Raw genomic sequence first — 23,135 nt, forward strand, 5'->3', positions numbered from 1 at the left:
CAGCTATAAAAAAAAGATACAGATACATTCTTATTTTTTATAATTAATAAAAAGACAATAATAGAAAAATAAATATTAAAAAATAAAGAAGTAAAGAAAACGTATTAAATAACATTTAAAAATCAATTGTTTTCTAAACATAGGTTATATTTTTTTATTTAAAATAAGTTGTATGAGATTATTCTGTATTTTTATTTAGATATATTATTATCGTGTTCTAAGTGTGTTTTTCTGCATAAATGCCTTTTTTTATAATATTTGTAACAAAATGTAACAAACAAAAAGAATTGGTACGATTAATTACAGATAATTACGCATTCAAGAATTCTAAGTAATATCTCTTATTTGGATTGAAAAATCATATATATATTAATTCGTTAGACTAATTTTATTTTTTACTAAAAATAGTACCTCAATAAATCAATTAATTTTGACTATCAATAATGGAATATTTATTGTTTGAAACGTATTTACTATAAATAATTGTAAACATATATTTAATACAGTTAATTTATGACTTAAATAATTTTTCCCTTTATTTAACTATATTGATTACATTAGTAACCCTATGGGAATATTAATTATAAAGGTGAGTTACTTTTACTATATAAAATCTTTTAAGAACACTTGGAATAATAAAGCTAGTAACTATCAATACTATTAAATTTTAATTGGTATTACTGTCATTATGCTTTGATTTTAATGATGATTATTGAAATTTTAATGGGTGTTTTTCATCTGTCTGATTTTAAAGTAGGTAATTTATTTTAAAGGTACAGTTGATGAATATATATTTAAATTGTTAGGGATTATACTTATAAGGGAGAAATATATCATTAAAAAGATTGCTTATCTTATATAAGTGTATAGATGTTAAATTTTAAAGTGGTGTCTGTTGTTATCTTATTTATATAGACTTTTTATCTTCAAAAATAGAATTAACACTCGTAAATAATACGGTGTTTAATTTCAATTTTTACTAAGGAAAAACAAATGAAATTTACTAAATTAGCGATGGTCTCTTTGTTTGCAGCTTCAGTTGTTCCTTTTGGAGCAATGGCTGACAACACAGGTAAAATCACTTTTACCGGTACTGTGGTTGAATCCCCATGTAACATTGATAATAAATCAATTGACCAAACTGTAAAATTCGGTCAGCTATCTCGTAAAGGATTGGAAAGTGGTCAAGTTGCGGAAACCACTTTTAATATCGAATTCACAGGTTGTGATTTTACTAAATTTGGCGGCGTTGATGCCAATAACGCTCCAGTTGCAGTTAAAAATATGAATCTTACATTTACGGGGCAAAATTATTCTGATGTTGCTGGTAAGAAATACTTAGTCACTTCTACAGGAAATACAAATAACCTAGGTATTACAATTGAAGGTTTTGAATTTGATAAAGCAAAAGATGTTTTAAGTCAAATCACCAATAATGTAGGTGACAACACTTTAACATTTAAAGCATTAGCTCAAAAAATGGCTAGTGCAGATCCTGTTGCAGAAGGTGAATTCAGCGCAATTTCTAACTTCCGTATTACTTACGAATAATTTTTTATATAAGCCATCAGTTATTTAACTGATGGCTTTAAATTAATGTTCTGGTGAAGGAGGGTTAAGTGACAAGTTATCTATATAAGGAGTTGAGGCTAACGATAATTTTATTTTTTCTATTAGCTTTTTTTAATTCTGTTGTTGAAGCTAAAGAAATAAAACTATCTAAATATTTAGGCCACACAAAAATTATTGGTAGCGTTGTATCTTCTCCATGCTCAATTGTTATGAAAGACCGTTACCAAACTATCGACTTTTCTTCTTTAACAATGACTGAGCTCTCTACTGCACTTGAGCGTGAGCAACATAATTTACCCTTTGAAATAGAACTTCGTGATTGTGGAAGTATTTATTCAGCAGTTGATAAGAAAACATGGTTTGTCCGGTTTGAAGGAAATACTGCTGAAAATATTAATGCATTTACCCTTAAGGGAGCTTCGCAGGGTTTAGGCGTTTCAGTATTAGATAATAAATTAAATATATTAGTACCTGGGCAACTTTATCCATTAATAAAGAATGTCTTATATGATGATACTAAACATGGGCAATCACTTTTTTTGCGTTATTTTCTACGATTAGAGTTAACTGGTAAACCATTACAAGCTGGGAATTATCAAGGACTTATTCGTTTTTTTATAGATTATCAATAATGCAAAAAAAGATATGGTTCTTCAATCTATGAATTGAAGCATTCTTTTGCAGATCTTGGGATGGTATAGAGCATGATGTTCAAAATTAGCAAAATAACGCAGGCCTTACTACTTATCTATGGGGTAAGTGCGAGCAATGCTTATGCTACAAATACATCAGAATTTAATATTGATATATTAGATGCAGAAGATATCGAAAACGTTGATATGAGCCAATTTTCTGTGGCGGGATATGTAATACCAGGAGATTATGTTTTATCCGTTTTTGTTAATGGACAGCGATTAGGCTCTCCTCGTGATATTAATGTATTTGTACCAACTTCAGGTAGTGATCAAAACCAAATTACCTGCATTCCTGTTGATCTCATCGATTTACTTGGTCTAAAAGAATCCTCTAAAAAAGAAATCACAACATTCCATGATGGAAAATGTTTAGATTTATCTGCGTTGGCTGGTGTGACAACAAAAATTGAATTATCAAATCTATCATTAAATATTACGATCCCTCAATCATGGATGGAATACCGTGATCCATATTGGATCCCACCAGAATTATGGGAAGAGGGAGTAAATGGTGCATTTATTGACTATAACTTAAACGCTAATTATACCGAAAATAATAATGGTAGTAAACGCAGCTATTTATCCAGTAGTGGGACATCTGGGATAAACGTTGGTTCTTGGCGATTACGCGGTGACTATTACGCGACTTATCAAACAGAAAATGCAAATAATGAAAGGGCATCTCAGACGAAACATGATTTTGATTTCAGTCGTTTATATGCCTTTAAATCTATAAAAAGTTTAAGTTCTCTTTTTACATTGGGTGAAAATTATTTTTACTCAGATATTTTTGAATCATGGCAATACACGGGGATGTCTCTCGAAAGTGATGACCGTATGCTGCCACCTAAATTAGTAGGTTATGCACCTGAGATTATTGGAGTGGCAAATACCAATGCAACAGTTATTGTGCGTAGCCAAGATAGGATTATTTTAGAAACGACCGTTCCCGCAGGACCATTTCGAATCCAAACGTTAGATAGCGGGATCCGCTGGGTACTTGATGTCACGGTAAAAGAAGAAGATGGTGAAGAAAAGAAATTTAGCATTACCACAGCTTCTTTGCCATATTTAACTCGACCAGGACGCATTGATTATAAATTAGTATCTGGTAAAACTCGATATGATAATCATAAGCATACCGGCAAACCCGTTGCTGGAGGGGAATTTTCTTATGGTATTTCAAATGCGTGGTCATTATATGGTGGTTCACAACTTAGTGGTGATTATCAAACTGTAGCTGCCGGTATTGGACGTGACCTTTTTGTCTTGGGTGCTGTTTCATTTGATATGACCCAATCTATAGCTCACCTTAAGCAAGATAACTTGCAAGGTCGTTCCTATCGTCTCAATTATTCAAAATCTTTTGAAGAAGTCCGTACAGATATTACCTTTGCTGGATATCGTTTTGCTGATAAGAATTATAGAACGTTATCCCAATTTATGGATGAAAATCGAACAGGGACGATTACAAATATACCAAAAGAAAACTATCAAGTTTATATCAATAAATACTTTGATAACTTTAATTTATCATTGAATTATCAACACAGTACTTATTGGCGTGATAAACCACAAACTCAATACGGTTTATATGCCAGTACAAATATCAGTATGGCATGGTTATCTCAACAAAATGCAAATATTTCTGTGTCAGCAACGCGAACTGAAAGAAATTATAATGGTTCTCAAGATGATTCCGTTAACTTATATCTCTCTATTCCATTTTATGAGAAACATACGTTGAATTTCTCTGAAATTTATTCTCGTTCAGGTGGAAGTAATCGATATAACCATAGTGTAGGGTTTAGTGGTTATAACGATACCGATAGTTACAATGTTAATGTTGGTTATACAAATGGACAAAATGTTGATAGTCAATCTAGTGTAAGTGGGTATTACACCCGTAGTTTATCCCAAGCAAACATTTCTGCGAATGCTAGTTATGTACCACAGCAATATCGGAGTATTGGTGCTTCGATTAATAGCGGTATAACAGCGACTGGATATGGAGTTGCATTACATCGTTCAGCTTATGGTGATACTCGATTAATGATCACGACAGATGGGGTAAGTGATGTTCCATTAGATAATGGTATAACAAAAACCAATTATTTCGGTGTAGCCGTGATCCCGAATATTAATAGTTATAGACGTTCAACCATTTCAATTAATACGAGTAAATTACCAGACAATATAGAAACATTGGACTCTACGACAGATATTACATTGACGAAAGGCGCAATTGGTCACCGTGTTTTAACTGTAATGAAAGGAGAAAAAATCTTTGCCGTGCTGTCTTTAGCTGATGGAAAAACTCCACCATTTGGAGCAAGTGTCCGTAATAAAGATAATCGTGAATTGGGCATAGTGGGTGAAGATGGTGTGACTTGGTTAGTTGGGGTTTCCCCTGAAGAGAAACTATCTGTTTTCTGGGGCGGTGAACCTCAATGCGAACTACATTTACCTAATGAACTTAAAGCTAATTCGGACATGATTTTATTACCGTGTTCCCTTGCGATTAAGACTGAGAGTTTGGCTAAAGTTAATTAAACGTAGTTAATATATATTAAATTTTAAGAAAAGTAGGGTACTAAAAATATTTTTAATATTTGTTATTGCTTAATGGCTAAAGAGCAACAATACCCTTAGAGAAGAGATATTTAATGAGGTTAGTTATGTTGAATGTAAAACTACGCACTGGATTAAGTTGCGCTATTCTTGGCATTACAGCAATGATGTCATTTAATGCTATTAGTGCAGTGACATTAGATAGAACACGGATTATTTTTCCTGGTTCGGAAAAGTCTATAAATATTACTATTACAAATGATAATCCTGACGAAGCTTATTTAGCTCAAAGTTGGATAGAAGATTTAGATGGCAATAAATTAACTAAAGGTGCAATTTTAGCAACACCTCCATTACAACGTATGGAACCTAATAGCAAAAGTTTAGTACGTTTAAGTACAACTCCTTTATTAAATACTTTACCAAAGGATCGTGAATCAGTTTTCTATTTTAATTTACGTGAAGTTCCACCTAAATCAAAAGACGCTAATACATTACAAATTGCGTTGCAATCACGGGTAAAATTATTTTATCGCCCTGAGAGTATTTTGACAGAGGCACAGACAAAATGGGCTCATAAAGTGACATTGACAAAAGTCGCGAATGGATATCGTTTAAATAATACTACGCCTTTTAATTTAACTGTGATTGGATTTGGTAATAATAAAAATGATTCAGAGCTAAGTAATTTCAACGTAGTTATGGTGCCGCCTAAGTCAACACAACTTATAACATCGAGTTTAATAGCGATGCCACATTTAACTTATATTAATGATTATGGTGGAAAACCAACGTTAGTATTTAAATGCCAAGGTGATACTTGTACGGTAACAGGTGAAGGTTAAGTACTAACAAATATTAAGCATAAGGAAAGGGCGATGAGACGAGCACATTATTTTCGCGATGTAATATATGCAGGATTATTCTTCATCACTATGGGTGTTAGCCATACTTGTGTGGCTAAGGATGTAATCATTGATACGCCAGTTACCCAACATGATTATGAATCAATACATCAAGGAATATTGGTTGTTAAAGCAGCCCTTTTCAATGCACCTTGTAATTTATCTTTTGAAAATAAATACACTTTAACTGAATGTGGTGCAGGTAGCTCATATCGAGATCTACCTTTAATGAATTTGACAGCACGTACGCCAGTCACATTACAATTTATTGGTTTTCCTAATGGTGTAGTTTCGCAACGTTATCCTATTTTATTATTAAATGGAAATAATGAGATAAGAGTTCCACTGAGACTGATAAATCAATCTAGCGTACGCCTAGAGGTGAATTATGAATAAGCTTGCAAGATTAATTTATGGGTTAACAGCATCATTCGTATTTTTACCATTAAATAGTTTTGCTATCGGCAATTTTTTAGAAGTTCAATTTTCTGGCGAATTACTCTCAACACAATGTCAGGTTTCAGCAACTTCCATAAATAAAAAAATCACATTACAAAATATACGCTGGCAATATATTAATGAGCATGGCAGTAGTGCAATAACGCCATTTACGATTGAAATTGAAAAATGTGTTCAATCTGATTTAAATAAAATTGTTAAATTTACATGGGAAAGTTCTAATTTAGTTACGATTGGTAATGATAAATTTTTAAAGACTCAAGGACCAAGTGGGGTTTTGCTTGGACTCGTTGATGGTGATGAATTACCTCTAACGTGGAGTCAAGCTATGAAAATAGGAAAAGTGACAACTGTTAAGGGTGAACAACAATTTAATTTTGGTGTATATGTTAGAAAACCAGCTGTTGGTGATGCTAAAGTCGGAGAATTTACTGGAACCGCGACATTTAAAGTGGAGTATGAATAATGAAAATTATTAATAAACTAAAGATATTCTCTTTATTTATTTTAATGTCATGTTTCAGTCAAGCGGATGTCATTATTGATGTTACAGCAAAGCTGATAGATCCTGCTTGTACTATCCGTAGTAAGGATAATTCTAAACCCTTACAGATTAACTTTGGTTCATTAAACCCTGAGCTAATCAATACACCAAATAGTACTCGAGATTTTTCTATTTATATTTCGGGATGTGATTCAACTAATCTTGCCATTATAGTAACTCCAAAGACAAATGGCGCAATGTCCTACAACGGTCGAAATATTCTCAGTACTAATACATCTGGTTTAGGTATTGACTTAAAACAGGTTAATGGGACTTCCGTCAGGGATTTAGAAATTAGTAAACTTCAGCGCATTTACCCAGTGAAAAACTCTAGTACAGAGTCCCGATTAGATTTAAAAGCCCAATTAGTTAATGTTGGTGCTATCGGCGATTTAGCATTAGGTCAATTTAGCACCTCAGCTACGTTTACTGTAACTTATAATTAATAGGTTCATATTATGATGTTTAACTCAACAAATAGCGTAGGTAGACGGAAATTAATTCATCAAGATAATAAAGGTAAGAATACGAATATAAAACGAGTTACATTATTTTGTATCTCCAACTTATTCACATTATCTTCAGGTTTTTTATTATTAAATGCTACTGTTCGTGCAGATTATATTCCCGTGGTCATAAACCCTAATGATGGTTATTTTATAACCTTGAAAGGTGATAATAAAATATCTGAACCCCCTATTACGGTTGGTGGAAAAAACTATTACGAGATTGGTAATGGAATAGTACTTAATTATGATTCCCCAGATGTATCAAATAATGGTGATGTTAAATGTCTCGGTATAGTTTCGTCGCCGACAGGTAGTAAAGGGATAGATAGATCTAATGCATCACATCGTCTTTTCATACAACTTCCGCCTATTGGAAAAATATCGGGTGACCAAGCTTATCGAATAAATGATAACTTAGTAATGACAGTTAACCCAACAAAGTTTCCGGGTATGCTGGATGGATGGGTCCAAAACCCCGCGCCATCTTGCGCTACTCTTAAAGAATCAGACAAAGATAAAGTCCCAGCTAAAACTGAACCGATAAAAAACTTCAATGTACAGTTCCCAGTTAACTTTCATTTTTTTGTTAGTAAACGCATTATTGATAATGAGTTACCTATTCCTGCAATGGATCTTGGTAGTTATGTTCGCCACTTTCGCCGTCCTGGAGGTGGTCCACCTAACGTGTCAACTTGGCCTATTAATGAAGCAACAGCACCGATTAGGCTCTCTAGCTCAACTTTAAATGTAAGATCCTATTGTACAACCAGTAGTAGTACTGGACAGGTGAGTACCGTAAAAATTAATCATGGGGTACTTAATAGTTTAAATTATGATAGTGTTGTTAAAGAGAAGGTTAATTATAACTGTAAATTCACGGGCCTTACTAAGGTAAACTTTCGACTTGATTATAATACTGATGACGTTAAAAAAGGGTTACCACTTTATTCCAATGACTCTGGTACCCAAAAGAAAATTTATACTAAATTAGAACTTACAGATGAAAGCTCACCTAATAATAAGGGTCAAAGTATTAATATTAATATTAGGAATAGAGCAACGATTGGGATTACAAGTCATCTGCAAGGTTCAAATGCTTCAGGTGGTGATTATTCAGGCTCTGCATGGTTGATTGCAACTTACGATTAATGATTAGAAGGGTTGATTAACGCCAAGAAAGTCAACCCTGTTAATTTTATATATTGGGAACACACTATTAATAACAATTTTTATTCTGTTTTCTTATTTCGAATCTAATCTTTTTCTTCTTTACCATCAATATAAATAATTGCATATTATTCCGTCTAAATAGTAAGAAACTGAAGAATTTATCACATAACTATTTCTGCTCGTGTTATATTTCTTTCCATGATTTGATGTCTTTTACGTGGAGTAGGTTAAGCAATGAGCAAATTACGGGTAGGTGTTATTTTTGGTGGTAAATCAACTGAGCACGAAGTTTCGTTACAATCCGCAAAAAATATTATCAACAGTCTTGATCGTAATAAATTTGATGTATGCTTGATAGGAATTGATAAGGAAGGGCACTGGTATGAATATGATGAAGATAATTTTCTCAACTATGCAGATGATCCTTCACTAATTGCGCTGAGTACACCTAAGCAGGGCATTGCAATTATTCCTGGAAAAACAACTCAGCAATTTATCTCACTTGAAAATGCGCAACCACTTCCGCAAATTGATGTTATTTTCCCTATTGTTCATGGCAATTTAGGTGAAGATGGCTCTTTGCAAGGCTTATTACGCATGGTGAACCTACCTTTTGTTGGCTCTGGGGTTCTCGGTTCTTCTGCTTGCATGGATAAAGATGTCACTAAACGTTTATTACGTGATGCTGGGTTACAGGTTGCTCCATTTATTAGTGCGACCATAGAAGAGCGTGAGAACATTGATTATGATACTGTCGTAAATCAGCTTGGATTACCTCTCTTTATTAAACCTGCCAACCAAGGTTCTTCCGTTGGGATAAGCAAGGTGACCAATAAAGATGAATTTGATGCAGCGATAAATTTTGCCTTCTTATTTGATGTGAAAATATTGATTGAAAGTGCAATCAAAGGGCGAGAAATAGAGTGTGCTGTATTAGGCAATGAAAACCCAATAGCTAGCCCATGCGGTGAGATTGTGTTGCATGATAGTTTTTATGCTTACAATACAAAATATATTGATGATAACGGTGCATCGGTTGTTGTTCCTGCAATGTTAGCACCTGAAATTAGTGATAAAATTCGTAACATTGCGCTACAAGCATACAAGGCATTAGATTGCAGTGGTTTATCCCGTGTTGATGTATTTTTGACCGAAGGAAACCATGTTGTGATTAACGAAATTAATACGCTACCGGGTTTTACTAATATCAGTATGTATCCTAAATTATGGCAGGAAAATGGCCTGTCATATCAAATGTTGATCAGCCGCCTTATTGAATTGGCTATTGAAAAATATCAACAAATGCAAGAGCTTAAAACAATGAGTGACCTTTAATATGATTAATGCGCCTTCCGAATGAAGGCGCATTTAATATTGATTATTTACACCAAACATAATTGATATAACGGAATAAAGGCTCGAAACCAAATTTTTTGTACAATCCTAATCCTGCCTCGGAAGCATCAAGGAAACAGTATTCAACATTTTGCTGGCGGCAAAATGCTAAAGCATAATCAATTAATTGAGTTGCATAACCTTTCCCTTGGTGAGCAATTTCAGTACCAATATCATCAAAACGGGCAATTGCCCCTTCAATTGTTACCGTCATTGAAGTTGCAGGCTCTCCATTGACTAACAACACCAAATGGAATTGAGGTGAGCCTTGTAAAAGGGCCTCTTCATGGTAGCGAACATATTCATGAATCACTTGGTCATTCGAATCTGGAATATAGAAAGCGGAAACTAATGGCTTAGCCCATAACGCAAGATCATGATTAGCAAAGACAATATCGACTTGATTTTTAGGTAATTCAACAGATAACTGCTTCTCTAAAGCGAGTGCCATAGCGGTTGTGACGCTGTCACGCTTATATCCTAATAATTCGACTTCTCCTTGAACTTTTTGCAGCATTTCTTCTGGGATCACCAACGTGTGATCTTTTTTCTGTGCAATAAACAAATGATGAGCTTGTTTTAATGCAGAAATCGTTGATTCAGGTTGCAAATAAATGAAGTTAAAGATGGGAGAGTCAAGTGGCGTGAGATAACAAATTGTATGCTGTTCAATTTGAATACTGTGTTCGCAAATTGCGTTCCAGAAGGTTTTTTCAATTGATTGGTAATGTCTTAAATAATAGAGCGGAATATTCATTTCGTCAGTTACCTGATAAAAAATGTGTCAGTTGATAGAGGCTCAATATGATTGATTCTGTGTTATGTATTACTTTTATTTTGTACTACATGATTAACTTAATAGTGTCAGAAAAATGAAATTAATCATATATAAACTGATAAATTCAGCAACTATCTATGATAATTACATTACATCTTGTGCTTCTGCTCGCATTCTTAACAATATTTTAAAGTCTTAGTTTTTTGTCTATAGATTTTTTCCTATTTTCTGTTAGTCCGGTTTCGACTGTACAATTATCCCTTTCAATACTATACTCCCCCTAAGTATGTAACGGGTTATTAATGATGCCACATTCCCCAAAAGAGAAAAAAGCGGTTCTAACTCGCGTTAGAAAGCTAAAAGGGCAGTTACTTGCTCTTGAAACTGCTTTAGAAAATGAAGCAGATTGCAGTGCGGTATTACAGCAAATTGCTGCAATTAGAGGTGCTGTAAACGGTTTAATGGCGGGCGTATTAGAAAGTCATTTAAGAGAAGGTTTGCAGGCTTCGGCAACAACATCAGAACAGAGAGAGTCTGTTGATGATGCTATTTCACTGATCCGCACATATCTGCGTTAACACTAAGAAGGAAAAATGATGAAATCACGTGCAGCGGTCGCATTTGGGCCGGGAGAACCATTAAAGATTGTCGAAATTGATGTAATGCCACCAAAAGCAGGGGAAGTGTTGGTAAAAATTAGCCATACCGGCGTTTGCCATACTGATGCATTTACATTATCAGGTGATGATCCTGAAGGACTTTTTCCTGTTGTGTTAGGGCATGAAGGTGCGGGTGTGGTTGTTGAAGTTGGTGAAGGTGTTACGAGTGTAAAACCTGGCGACCATGTTATTCCGCTGTATACGGCTGAATGCGGAGAATGTCTATTCTGTAAGTCAGGTAAAACGAACTTGTGTGTCTCTGTTCGAGCAACACAAGGTAAAGGTGTGATGCCAGATGGTACAACACGTTTTTCATATAACGGCCAGCCGTTATATCACTACATGGGATGTTCTACCTTTAGTGAATATACCGTTGTTGCAGAAGTTTCATTAGCTAAAATTAATCCAAAAGCAAATCATCAAGAAGTTTGTTTACTTGGTTGTGGTGTGACGACAGGCATTGGTGCTGTTCATAATACGGCGAAAGTACAAGAAGGTGATTCTGTTGCTGTATTTGGTTTAGGTGGTATTGGTTTAGCGGTTATTCAAGGCGCTAGACAAGCAAAAGCGGGTCGTATCTTTGCTATTGATACAAACCCTACAAAATTTGAATTGGCTCGTCAATTTGGTGCGACAGATTGTTTAAATCCATTAGATTTTGATAAACCGATTCAGCAAGTCATCGTCGATATGACTGAATGGGGAGTTGATCATACTTTCGAATGTATTGGTAATGTTAATGTGATGCGAGCCGCACTTGAAAGTGCTCACCGTGGTTGGGGTCAATCCATTATCATCGGTGTTGCAGGTGCTGGACAAGAAATTTCGACAAGGCCTTTCCAATTAGTTACTGGCCGTTCTTGGCGTGGTACTGCTTTTGGTGGTGTAAAAGGGCGCAGCCAGCTACCAGGAATGGTTGAAGATGCGATGAAAGGCGACATTGAGTTATCACCTTTTGTCACCCACACATTGCCGTTAGATGAAATCAACGAAGCATTTGACCTTATGCATGAAGGTAAATCTATCCGTACTGTGATCCATTTCGATTAATGTCCTAACGCTATTTTAAATTGCATCCGTAAGCTAATGATTTGATAAGGAAGAAGATATGGAACTGATTGAACGCCATGCCTGTTTTGGTGGTTGGCAAGATGTTTATCAGCATCAATCTGAAGTGTTAGGTTGCCTGATGAAATTTGCTGCTTATTTACCTTCTCAAGAAGCAGGTAAAACTTACCCAGTGATTTATTGGCTATCTGGCTTGACGTGTAATGAGCAGAATTTTATCACAAAAGCGGGTGCTCAACAATTTGCTGCTAAACATGGCGTGATCCTGATTGCACCAGATACTAGTCCTCGAGGTAGTCATGTTGCAGATGATGAAGCTTACGATCTTGGCCAAGGCGCTGGTTTTTACCTGAATGCTCAGCAATCACCTTGGAAGGAGAATTACAATATGTATGATTATATTGTGTCTGAACTTCCCGAATTGGTTGAGAAAAATTTACCCGCAAACGGTAAGCGTGCATTAAGTGGGCATTCAATGGGTGGACACGGTGCTTTGGTGATCGGGCTTCGCAATCCTGAGCGTTATCGCAGTATATCCGCATTTTCGCCAATTGTTGCGCCATCGCAAGTGCCTTGGGGGCAAAAAGCGTTTATGGCTTATTTGGGTGATGATAAATCGCTGTGGTCTGATTATGATACGCTTCATTTACTCAATGAGTCACAGTCAATTATACCAATTAGAATAGATGTTGGGACAGAAGATCCATTTTTAAACGAGCAATTGAAACCTGAATTGTTTGATGAAGTATGCCACCGTAAACACTATCCTTATGCCATCAATCTGCATGCTGGATATGATCACAGTTACTATTTTATTGCGAGTTTTATTGGTGAGCATATTGCATTCCATGCACAATATTTAAAAGATTAATTGTCATTCTATGGCAAAATATCTATCTCTAATTGACAAATGAATAGGTCTTAATGTGAATAAAGCCCCTGACAGTATCACTTTTTTTGAACGTTTGTTGCCGTTAGTCGTTTCAGGCGAGAAAGTGATTACGATCCGTGATAAGAGTGAAAGTGATTATGTTCCCGGAACGAGAGTAAGAGTGTCTGCTTTAGAAACGGGGAAATATTATACGGATATTGAAATTTTATCTGTCGAGGAAATTAGTTACGATGACATCTCTGAATATCATGCTGTTCAGGAAGCAATGTCGTTAGAGACGTTAAAAGCGTTGATCCGCGAAATATATCCAACTGAGCAGTCACTCTTTGTGATTCATTATCGGTTAGCATAATTTTCTCACGCATATCATGTTGTGAGGGAGCGGAAATACAGATAAGTTTACGTAGTAGATAGGTTTTATAAATAGAGATAGGCATTTACCTATCTCTATTCACGTCATGTTCGCTATTAACTTATGGATTTACTGACTTCAGGATAAGCAAATAGTGCAGGTGATCCACCCGTATGGACAAACAAAACGGGTGTTTTTTCAGTTGATGTTTCAAGGTAGTTAATTAAACCAGCCATTGCTTTACCTGTATAAACAGGGTCTAACAAAATACCTTCACTACGTGCTAACAAAGTAATGGCATTTAAGCCAGCTTGGTTTGGCATGCCGTACATAGGCTGGAAAAAACTATCCCATAGATTGACTTCTGGCGTTTCAACAATTGCCAGTAATTCAGCAAGCTCACGTTGAATATTTTCAACTTTTGGTGCTTGGTCTTGCTGTAATCGTGACACTGTCACGCCAATAACGTGTGTTTTAGGCAATAGTTCTTGTAGGCCAATTGCTAATCCTGCATGCGTACCCGCACTGCCAGATGCGACGATAACTTTATCAAATTCAATTTCGATTGGTTTTTGTTGGGCAATTTCAATCGCACATTGGACATAACCAAGCGCACCTAATGCATTTGAGCCACCAACAGGCACAATATAAGCATCTTCCAATTCTAACGTGCGGATAAGCTCTTCCATTTGAGCTTGTGGATCGGTTAATGCTTCACACATGACAGATTCTGCACCAAATAAATCAGTCAGTAACTTATTGCCATTATGCAAGAAGTTGCTATCAGAGCTTTGAATTGGGTTTTCTAATAAAGCAATACATTTCATACCAAACATGGCTGCAATTGCAGCAGTTTGGCGCACATGGTTAGACTGAATAGCGCCAGCAGTGACAATGACTTTCGCTTTTTTAGCGATAGCGTCGGCAATTAAAAACTCTAATTTACGTAGCTTATTCCCACCCATAGCAAGTGGTGAGATATCATCTCGTTTGATATAAATTTCACGACCATAAAGTCGGGAAAGGTTTTCAAGCCGTTCCAAAGGGGTTGAAGCCTTATACAAATTCACTTTTGTAAAAGAGGCGAGTTTTTGTTGTAGTGACATCGTTAAGTACCTCAAATATTAATAGGAAAATCCTAAATAGAGATAAACAGCTAGCACAATACTGGCTGTGACTAATGCATAAGGCATTTGTGTTCGAATGTGTTCAATGTGGTCACAATCTGTGGCCATGGATGCAACAATAGCATCGGCCGAAATAGGTGATGTCATATCGCCAAAGATGGAGCCAGAAATTGCCGCACCAATCATATATTCTATTGGCATACCCACTGACAAACCTAATTGTACGCCAATAGGGATCATAATTGCGAAGGTTCCCCAAGATGTGCCGGTTGCAAGTGACATAATGGCACTAATAATAAAAATAAAGCCGACAGAAAAACCGGGGGCCATAACACCTTGAGTGACTTCAGCAATATATGCGCCAGTATTCAATTCTGCGGAAACATTTCCCATCAAAAAGGCCAAAATCATAATTGAACTGATTTTCAGCATATTGGCATAACCAATAAATAACTCTTTAAAGAAATCATCAATGCTCATTAAACGGCGACCAATGAACCAGCAGAAAGAAACAACTGTACCAAACATGACTCCCCAATAAACTGAGGATGATCCACTTCCTTTGGTAAAGTCGCCATCACCCGTGATATACAGAGCGACAGGCACCATTAAAACAGTTGAAAGAATTGGGATGAAAAAATTCCAAACAGAATGCGCATTTGGATGATCAATAATATCCGCTTCATCATCAATATTGCCATCTTGCGAAATTGTGCCAGCTGCATGATGTGCTTGATATTGCATCTCGGCTTTTTTCATTGGTCCCCAAGACACATTGGTAAATACATAAAATAAAATGGTTATTAATGAGAACCATGCCATTAAATTATAACCAATTGAACTAATGAGAATATCAAATGGCTCACCTGTTATTAGGCCTTGGGCAATTTGAACCCCAATTAAGCCCATGATGACGGCACCCCAGCCATTAATCACCGCAGAAGAACATACAGAAACACACGCTGTTTGAATGATATAAGACATTTTTTCAGGCGCAACAGCATATTTTCGAGCAAGATTTTTTGTCGAAGCACCAGCCACCAATTGGTTAATAGAGCTTTCAATAAAAATCAATGAAGTAATAACAATCGCTAACAGTTGCGTTGTCACCCGATTTTTCACTAATCGAGTGCGATTAGATAGTAGCTGAACTAATGCTCGCACGCCCCCCGTTACGACAACTAAGCGCATTATTCCCCCAATCATCACCATAAACACAATGGTTCGCGTATTACCGGGAGAGGCAAAAGTATCAATGATACCGTCTACAGTCCCTTTGATGCCCAAAAGAATATTGTGATCATGAAGTACTGTAAAGCCGACTAAAATCCCAAGCATGAGCGAAAGCATCACTTGGCGTGTGAGTATCGCTAAGAGGATTGTTACGATGGGAGTGATGATTGTCCAAATGCCATAATCCTGCATGTATTTACCTGTTTATCTGCAATGAATTAAACTTGAAATTATAATTGTTGAAAAATCATAGCATTAATATAGGCATACATTGAATCAAATTATGGTGTTTGGCAGTGTTTTGTAACAAAAAATAGCCGAAATACTTTCCTTATCAGCAATAGAACAATCTCTGCTTTTTTTAATTCGTTGCAGAGATTATTAGTGTGCAGATCAATTCGTACTCTTTTAACTCATTCGTGAAGCAGCTTGTTGTTTAACATTCATCCCTTTTAGCATACAAGCCCAAGCTAATACTGAAAAACCAATCAAAATAATAAATAAAAACTGCGGAGGAAGTTCAGTAAGAACAACACCCGTTATCATTGGATTAAAAGCCCCGCCTAACAATCCTAATGCTTGTGCTGAAAAGTAACTTGATTTCATTCCATCAGGAGCAATGTTATCAATTAACATATATTCTCCCGGTGCATAAATCAGTTCACCTAACGTAAATATACTGACGGCAATAGCCCAGATATATAAATTTTCACCTGCATGCATAAATGTTGCTAAGCCTGCAATAAAAAATAGTGTGCCTAAACTCATATATCTTTTGAGGTTATCAGCATTAAGTCGTTTACCTACCATATATTGTAACGTGACAACGACAATGGCATTTACAGGTAAAACAACCCCAATAACGGATTGAGCAAAATCACTATTTGCTATGGTAATAACATATTGGGATATCCAAGTGGTAAATGAACCGAAAACAAAGGAGCCTAAGAACGTTGATAAAATAAACCAGGCAAGCGCACGATCACGCAGCATTGCTGTTGGTTTCCAAACAGTGTTATGGACTTCTTTGTAATTAATCGGTTTGACGCTTTGAACAAATCGTTGAATAAAAAAGATGGGTAATGATGCGGAAATAGCCGCAAGCCAGAAGGGTAGATTGATACTGTAAATCAATAACCACGTGCCTAATGGTGGACCAATAGTCCAACCAATATTTAAAAAGGTGTAATTCAGTGAGAATATTTTTGCTTTGAGGGCTAAAGATAATGTATCTGAAAAATAACCTTTCAGAACAGTAGAAAATACAGAATAAGCACAATTAATAATCGAAAAGAAAATAACAACCAAATAAGCGTGATTGACGAGTGGAATTGCAATAAAACCACAGATAAAAATAAAGATAGCAATTAGCATACAGCGCTTTTTATCGACTCTATCCGCTAAAATACCAAAACCAATACTAAATAGAATACCTATGGTTAATGCGAGTGACATCGCAAATCCCACCACATCAATAGACAGATGATATTTTCGGGTTAAATAGATTGCCATAAATGGCAATGTTGCTCCTCGCCCAATAGTTAATAACAGCGATGAGCACAATAATGCGCTATTTGAGATAGTTGATTTTGACCACATGGCTTATGACCTAATGTTATAATTTTTATAAATTTCATCATTTTTATGAAAATATAAATTACCGAAATTTTTAGTGCTAAGAAATGCTTTGTTGATAAAAGTATGAAAAACAAAATATGACAGGTGCTAATTCACCAATTATCCAACTTAAATATGGAATTTTATAAGGGACTCGATAAATCTAGAGGATTGTCTTGTCAGATAATTTTCGAAAAGAAAAATGGCGGGAACAAAGGTGAGATATGGAGAATAAATTCCCCATATCTATTCTATTTTTATTGCGATTAATTTATAAAGCCGCTGTATAAACGCGTCGGCTTACTTCCGGCGTAATATCATGGTGCTCACCTAGCGTCACCATGTCATTTTTAATTAAGTTTGCCACGAGAGGCTCAATGACTTCGGAAGAGAGATTATAATCACTAAAATGAGTTTTGATGCCCAGTTTTTCAAAGAACGCTTTCGTTAACTCTATAGCGCGTAAGGCTTGTTGTTGTTCAGTACCTTCAGTGACACCCCAAACGTTCTGAGCATATTGCGCTAATTTGGCCTGTTTCTGAGGTAATTTTTCAATCAACATAGCGGGAAGAACAATAGCAAGGGTTTGAGCATGGTCTAAACCATAAAGTGCTGTTATTTCATGGCCTAACATATGGGTTGACCAATCTTGCGGAACACCTACGCCAATTAATCCGTTTAAGGCTAGCGTCGCTGTCCACATTAAATTTGCACGTACATCGTAATCTGTTGGATTTGCTAATGCTTTAGGGCCAATATCAACCAATGTTTTCAGTAATCCTTCAGCAAAAGCATCTTGTACAGCAGCATTAACAGGGTAGGTTAAATATTGCTCTATGATATGAACAAAAGCATCAGCAACCCCATTACTGATTTGGCGCGGCGGCAATGTATATGTTTTGGTTGGGTCGAGAATTGAAAATTGTGGGTAGACACAATCACTCATAAAAGCACGCTTAGCATGAAATTCTTCACGTGTGATCACTGAACCTTTATTCATTTCAGAACCCGTAGCAGGTAAGGTTAAAACCGTACCAAATGGGAGCGCCGATTTAATATTTGTGCCACCTTGTAGCAAAATATCCCAACTATCACCGACAAAATCGACTGCCGCAGCAACAAATTTTGTGCCATCAATAACAGACCCACCACCAACCGCAAGCAAGTAATCAAAACCTTCATGTTTGATTTTATCGACTGCTTTTATTAGTGTTTCATAACGTGGGTTAGCTTCAATACCGCCAAATAGCCCTATTTCACGTTCTCCTAATGCTTTCTCAACTTCATCTAAAGTGCCATTTTTACGAGCACTTTCCCCACCAAAGAGGATCAGAACTTTGGCGGTTTTAGGGATGAGTCTATCTAATTCACTTATTTTTCCTTCGCCAAATACGATCCGTGTTGGGTTATAAAATTCGAAATTATTCATAATTAGACCTTTTGAGTAAGCAAACTAAGAGAGTAAATGTGCTTTTATGGCGACTAAAGCATACAAGACATATAATCAGTTAGCTATGTAATGAGTGCTTATTTAAATAAAGCTTTAGCTGTTATACTTAATAATTGTGTGTGTAATTTTTATCTGAATTCTGGAGTTGAGAAGTATGAGGCACTTTATTGCGGTAGAGCTTCCACCTGAACCTACCATCAATGATAAATGCGTAAGAAAGCGCCTTAAAAATAGTGTATGCGATAGTTGCTCACAAACATGTCCGGTTGGGGCAATCTCCTTGGGCGTTATGCGAGCATCTATAGATAATCAAATTTGTTACCAATGCGGAAACTGTTTATTTGTTTGCCCTGTCGATGCCATAGAGAATATCACCCCGCATGAACACACTTACCATAATCATCATTTGATCATTAATCATGATGAGCCTTTAGCAAGTGTGGAGGAGTTATTAGTTTGGCATAAACAATATGCTATTAATGGGATGGAGATAATAGAGCCATTAATTGATAAATGGTTGCCAGTATTAGCAGCACTAAATTTAAAATTACAAACACTACAAGAGCCTGTTTGGCAATTGATAATAGCACCTTCTCCAGAAGTCGATAATGGGCGTCGATTGATGTTTTTCCGCCAAAAACTAGATGAAAAACCATTAAATAAAGGGGGGGCAGTACTGGATTAAATGCACGAAAACAGTTTTATCCAGAAGATAGTTGGTTTCATATTCAATTTGATGAATCGAGTTGTATTCTTTGTGGGGCTTGCGCCAAAGTATGTGATGAACAAGCAATAACTTTAGCCGATCACCAATTTATATTTGATGATAAACGTTGTACTGGCTGTATGAGTTGCCAAGTTGTCTGTTTACCAAAATCAATTGATATTCAACCTAAGATTGCTAAAAATAGCCAACCTGTTATTTATCATTACCATGATGCTCAATGTGAGCGTTGTCGCACTCATTTCTTTGCTTGGCAGGAAAATGAAACATTATGTCCAATTTGTATTCAACATAAAAAACAAGGCTGGTTATAAATATACGTTGTGAAGCAAAAAGATAAAAATTCTATTCAATAAGTAAGATAATATTACAATTATATTTAATTGAAATTGAATATGTTAAATTGACTTATGGATACTCCAAGAGAATACATTTAATGTTGATAGAGTCCGAAAGAGTAAGTGCTGATTTCATTCAATATGATAGGCAATCTGTGTATAAAGATACAATTATCCGCATTATCACATCAGAAAAAATTTTCTTTTTCTTTCATTCACAATTTGATAATACAGATAGCTTTCTTCATCAGTTAAAATCCGGTGATGAAATTATTGCCGCTGGGCACCCATTGAATAATGGTGGGTATTGGCTGCATTGGGCGATATTAGATGATAATAATGAGTTGGCACCAGAAAATAAATACGATGAAGGTCAGAGCTTACTTAAATATCTAGCTTGCAGCACTTTAGCTTCGTTAGTGAGCTTTTTGATGATAATTGATGGGATTGAATCTATTTTTATTGCAGTGCTTTTTCTGTTTACGCTAATAATGAATATATTGTTTGTAAAAGAATTAATTATCTCTGCAATATCCCCTTTAAATGAATCAGTGATAATTTATCAAAAAGAGAAAGGTATTGTTGATAAACCTTTCTTTAATAAAAAGGTCTATAATTTAATCAAACGCCACAGACCAAAAATCTTTTCAATCGTCAATGGCTCTTCATTTAAAAAACAAAATAGTAATTTTTCAATTGATGATTATGAACTAATCAATAAAAAGGCTGAAAATCTTGGGCTAAATGTTAAGCTATTCGATATTAAAGAGATAAAAATAAAAAGTAATATGGCTGTTAGCCATTTAAGAATAAATAATAATAGAAAAAGAATTCAGACGCCTAATAATTATTATTTGATCAGTGATGGTTGTAATGAGTTTTACTGTAAAACTCATAATAGTTCTTTAGCTAAAGAAGTATTAACCAAAATTCAGCATCCTTTTTTTGTTGCTTTGAAAGATAAAGTTGAAGTGATTAGCGATGTTGATAATCACCAAGTCATTGGCCTTTATAATCATACAGATGAATCAGCTTACCTATTTAAACCAAGTAATCATATTGATTACAATGAAATGACACCTAAAGTAGCGTTAGTATCATCAATCATTTTTTTCTTGATAATATTTATATCTACCTCAATGGTATCTCTCTATTTTAGAGCTGATTTTTTTATGGTGACGGTTTTATTCTTTGCAAGCATGGTTATTCCTATCATGATCTACTCTTTATATCTGATTCAAAAGAAAAAATATTTTAAGAGTACTCAACTAGATAGGTTTCTAATAGTGAAAAATTATTTGCAATATTGCTTAGGGCTCAATCATAACAAGAGCTGTGTTAATGTTGTGCTTAATACTGAACATCCTACAGGTTTTAATACCATCGTTTTAAATGATGATAGAGAAGATAAGAAATAGTAACTCAACTTAAAAACAAAGGGCTCCTTTATTATGGCTGAAACACAATTTTTATTTAGTAAAATTGAAATATCGAGAGCTGCGTTTGATCGTTGGTTGAAATCAGAATATATCCCTACAGTTGATTTTGCTAATGAGCATCAATCAGAAAAAAGCACACAATTAACAGTTGCACAAGCTATTCTTCCTTTTCTTAACTCTTCGACAGATGAGTTACGTATTATGCTATTACATGATAAACAAAAATCGATATTTTACTGTTCATTGTGCTTAGCTTGGGCAGAAATGGCTGAGGATTTGCTCTGTTTAGCGGATATTTTGAAAACAATAGCGCCATTTATGGCAAAAAATAAAACAGGAACTATTGTATATGGCGAAAATATTGCTGGTGCAGTTGTTCTATCTCAAAATGACACAATAGTTTCTGATGAACAGCAGGAATTAATCACACCGGAATGGGCTGAGGAATGGTTGTCTGATTTAGAGGATGATAGTGAAGAAAACTTAAAGAAATGGGTCGATAGTAAATTATGGAACCAGTTGAAACGAACTTATAACCATTATTTACGTAATGCCACTCCAGAGAGTCCTATCCATATTAAAAATACAGATTTCGTTTCAGATGGGAAACGGGTTATTGATTGGGAAGGAAAGGTTATACCAAATGCCAATCCATTAACCTTTAAACGCATTTTTACGGATAGCCTGCGTAATCTATATTCAGATGGTAATTCAGTTTGGATACAAGGTAAATTATCACTAAATCTCCCTACCTTAATTGAAACTAATCTATCTTCAAAAACTATACGAGTATTAGAAGGTGATTATGATACGGATTTTCTTTTACAAATTGATGATGTGTTATGGTTTCCTGTTATCAAGAATAAGACATTTCATATCGACTCACTTCAGGTAGATATTGATAGTTTTCATGCTATTAATTATTGTCACTATATCGATAAAAATGCATTTTATATATGTGAACAAAATGGGCGCGGATTATTTAAAGTCGATAATATTGACCCAACGAAAGTAAAGGCTTTTGATGATTCTCTCTCGATTTGTGAGGATAAAATATTTAACAGTAAGGGGCTATTTCCTGATGCAGATGGATTGACTTTTTACAAAATAAACGAACGTTTCTATGCTGATAAAAATTACGTTTGGGAACATTCAACTAAGCTTGAAGGGTTTGATCCCAAAACATTTGAAATAGTCGATCGTTGCCTAAGTATTGTGAAAGATGCCAATCATGTCAGGGTATATCAAAACAATATTCCGAATGCAGATGCGAAAACTATTCAGGTATTAGATGTTTACCACAACAATTATTGGAGAGATAAACATCATGTTTGGTATTGGACTGAACAAATACAGCCATTAACATTGCCCGATGATGGTGAATTATACTTTTATCCTAAAAGCCATTTTTGTCGTGTCGGAACAAAAATTTGGTGCCAGCAACATTTACTTGAAGGTGTTGATATTCCAAGTTTTACTATTATTAAACCGACTATCGCGAAAGATAAAAACTTCTATTATATGGAAGACCGAAAATACACTCATCAAGAATATGAAGACAATGATATCGGTAGGTATTATACCTTCGGTTAAGCATTGGTTGAATAAACATTAAGAAGCGAATATAACTAACAATCC

At 35.3% G+C, this 23,135-nt stretch carries 20 protein-coding genes and 1 pseudogene; 16 read left to right on the forward strand and 5 right to left on the reverse strand.

Annotated elements, in window-relative coordinates:
• Nucleotides 1-993: 993 nt before the first annotated feature.
• From OO7_RS09210 to ddlA, 9 genes are all read left to right on the forward strand, one after another.
• A complete protein-coding gene (locus OO7_RS09210; protein WP_008915680.1) occupies nucleotides 994-1,551 on the forward strand; it encodes a fimbrial protein in 558 nt (185 codons plus the stop codon).
• A 68-nt stretch (nucleotides 1,552-1,619) separates the two neighbouring features.
• Nucleotides 1,620-2,204, forward strand: coding sequence for a fimbrial protein (locus tag OO7_RS09215; protein WP_008915681.1), 585 nt, complete (start codon nucleotides 1,620-1,622; stop codon nucleotides 2,202-2,204).
• A gap of 72 nt (nucleotides 2,205-2,276) precedes the next feature.
• The gene (locus OO7_RS09220; protein ID WP_008915682.1) at nucleotides 2,277-4,820 is read left to right on the forward strand and encodes a fimbria/pilus outer membrane usher protein; all 2,544 of its coding nucleotides are present in this window, start codon (nucleotides 2,277-2,279) and stop codon (nucleotides 4,818-4,820) included.
• Between the two features lie 125 nt (nucleotides 4,821-4,945).
• A complete protein-coding gene (locus OO7_RS09225; protein WP_043892846.1) occupies nucleotides 4,946-5,683 on the forward strand; it encodes a fimbrial biogenesis chaperone in 738 nt (245 codons plus the stop codon).
• A 33-nt stretch (nucleotides 5,684-5,716) separates the two neighbouring features.
• Nucleotides 5,717-6,139 carry a hypothetical protein gene (locus tag OO7_RS09230; protein ID WP_008915684.1) on the forward strand — a complete coding sequence of 141 codons (423 nt, stop codon included), beginning with the start codon at nucleotides 5,717-5,719 and terminating at the stop codon, nucleotides 6,137-6,139.
• Entirely contained in the window at nucleotides 6,132-6,668 is a 537-nt protein-coding gene (locus OO7_RS09235; protein ID WP_008915685.1) for a fimbrial protein, read from the forward strand. The genes OO7_RS09230 and OO7_RS09235 overlap by 8 nt, the downstream gene beginning before the upstream one ends.
• On the forward strand, nucleotides 6,668-7,192 hold the full coding sequence (locus tag OO7_RS09240; protein WP_008915686.1) for a fimbrial protein: 525 nt from the start codon (nucleotides 6,668-6,670) through the stop codon (nucleotides 7,190-7,192). Before OO7_RS09235 ends, OO7_RS09240 begins: the two co-directional genes overlap by 1 nt.
• 12 nt (nucleotides 7,193-7,204) lie before the next feature.
• Nucleotides 7,205-8,404, forward strand: coding sequence for a hypothetical protein (locus OO7_RS09245; protein WP_008915687.1), 1,200 nt, complete (start codon nucleotides 7,205-7,207; stop codon nucleotides 8,402-8,404).
• A 255-nt stretch (nucleotides 8,405-8,659) separates the two neighbouring features.
• The gene (ddlA, locus tag OO7_RS09250) at nucleotides 8,660-9,760 is read left to right on the forward strand and encodes a D-alanine--D-alanine ligase (RefSeq protein WP_008915688.1); all 1,101 of its coding nucleotides are present in this window, start codon (nucleotides 8,660-8,662) and stop codon (nucleotides 9,758-9,760) included.
• Nucleotides 9,761-9,803: 43 nt separating this feature from the next.
• Here ddlA and OO7_RS09255 read toward each other — a convergent pair whose 3' ends face one another.
• Complete coding sequence (locus OO7_RS09255) at nucleotides 9,804-10,577, reverse strand: GNAT family N-acetyltransferase (RefSeq protein ID WP_008915689.1); 774 nt, start codon at nucleotides 10,575-10,577, stop codon at nucleotides 9,804-9,806.
• 326 nt (nucleotides 10,578-10,903) lie between these two features.
• Here OO7_RS09255 and frmR point away from each other — a divergent pair, with 326 nt between their 5' ends.
• The 4 genes from frmR to yqfB are packed head-to-tail and all read left to right on the forward strand — an operon-like array spanning nucleotide 10,904 to nucleotide 13,569.
• Entirely contained in the window at nucleotides 10,904-11,176 is a 273-nt protein-coding gene (frmR, locus tag OO7_RS09260; protein ID WP_008915690.1) for a formaldehyde-responsive transcriptional repressor FrmR, read from the forward strand.
• Nucleotides 11,177-11,194: 18 nt separating this feature from the next.
• Nucleotides 11,195-12,307, forward strand: coding sequence for an S-(hydroxymethyl)glutathione dehydrogenase/class III alcohol dehydrogenase (locus OO7_RS09265; protein WP_008915691.1), 1,113 nt, complete (start codon nucleotides 11,195-11,197; stop codon nucleotides 12,305-12,307).
• A 58-nt stretch (nucleotides 12,308-12,365) separates the two neighbouring features.
• Nucleotides 12,366-13,196: an S-formylglutathione hydrolase gene (gene fghA, locus OO7_RS09270; protein WP_008915692.1), complete on the forward strand. Its 831-nt coding sequence runs from the start codon at nucleotides 12,366-12,368 to the stop codon at nucleotides 13,194-13,196.
• A gap of 55 nt (nucleotides 13,197-13,251) precedes the next feature.
• Complete coding sequence (gene yqfB, locus OO7_RS09275) at nucleotides 13,252-13,569, forward strand: N(4)-acetylcytidine aminohydrolase (RefSeq protein ID WP_008915693.1); 318 nt, start codon at nucleotides 13,252-13,254, stop codon at nucleotides 13,567-13,569.
• Between the two features lie 116 nt (nucleotides 13,570-13,685).
• On the opposite strand, the gene OO7_RS09280 is transcribed toward yqfB, so the two are convergent.
• The 4 genes from OO7_RS09280 to OO7_RS09295 form a co-directional block, all read right to left on the reverse strand.
• A complete protein-coding gene (locus OO7_RS09280) occupies nucleotides 13,686-14,675 on the reverse strand; it encodes a D-cysteine desulfhydrase (protein ID WP_008915694.1) in 990 nt (329 codons plus the stop codon).
• Between the two features lie 18 nt (nucleotides 14,676-14,693).
• Nucleotides 14,694-16,121: a Na+/H+ antiporter NhaC family protein gene (locus OO7_RS09285; protein WP_008915695.1), complete on the reverse strand. Its 1,428-nt coding sequence runs from the start codon at nucleotides 16,119-16,121 to the stop codon at nucleotides 14,694-14,696.
• 216 nt (nucleotides 16,122-16,337) lie between these two features.
• Nucleotides 16,338-17,528, reverse strand: coding sequence for an efflux MFS transporter YdeE (gene ydeE / locus OO7_RS09290; protein WP_008915696.1), 1,191 nt, complete (start codon nucleotides 17,526-17,528; stop codon nucleotides 16,338-16,340).
• Nucleotides 17,529-17,817: 289 nt separating this feature from the next.
• The gene (locus tag OO7_RS09295; protein ID WP_008915697.1) at nucleotides 17,818-18,975 is read right to left on the reverse strand and encodes an iron-containing alcohol dehydrogenase; all 1,158 of its coding nucleotides are present in this window, start codon (nucleotides 18,973-18,975) and stop codon (nucleotides 17,818-17,820) included.
• A 175-nt stretch (nucleotides 18,976-19,150) separates the two neighbouring features.
• Between OO7_RS09295 and OO7_RS09300 the strand changes: the two are divergent.
• The 3 genes and pseudogenes from OO7_RS09300 to OO7_RS09310 all read left to right on the forward strand — a co-directional run bounded on the left by OO7_RS09300 (nucleotide 19,151) and on the right by OO7_RS09310 (nucleotide 23,090).
• Nucleotides 19,151-20,034 (forward strand): annotated as a pseudogene (locus tag OO7_RS09300) (4Fe-4S binding protein).
• Between the two features lie 122 nt (nucleotides 20,035-20,156).
• Nucleotides 20,157-21,476 carry a hypothetical protein gene (locus OO7_RS09305; RefSeq protein WP_008915700.1) on the forward strand — a complete coding sequence of 440 codons (1,320 nt, stop codon included), beginning with the start codon at nucleotides 20,157-20,159 and terminating at the stop codon, nucleotides 21,474-21,476.
• A 33-nt stretch (nucleotides 21,477-21,509) separates the two neighbouring features.
• Complete coding sequence (locus OO7_RS09310; RefSeq protein WP_008915701.1) at nucleotides 21,510-23,090, forward strand: DKNYY domain-containing protein; 1,581 nt, start codon at nucleotides 21,510-21,512, stop codon at nucleotides 23,088-23,090.
• Nucleotides 23,091-23,135: the final 45 nt, after the last annotated feature.

Origin of the sequence: Providencia sneebia DSM 19967 (genome assembly GCF_000314895.2) — a bacterium.
Classification (GTDB): Bacteria; Pseudomonadota; Gammaproteobacteria; order Enterobacterales; family Enterobacteriaceae; genus Providencia; species Providencia sneebia.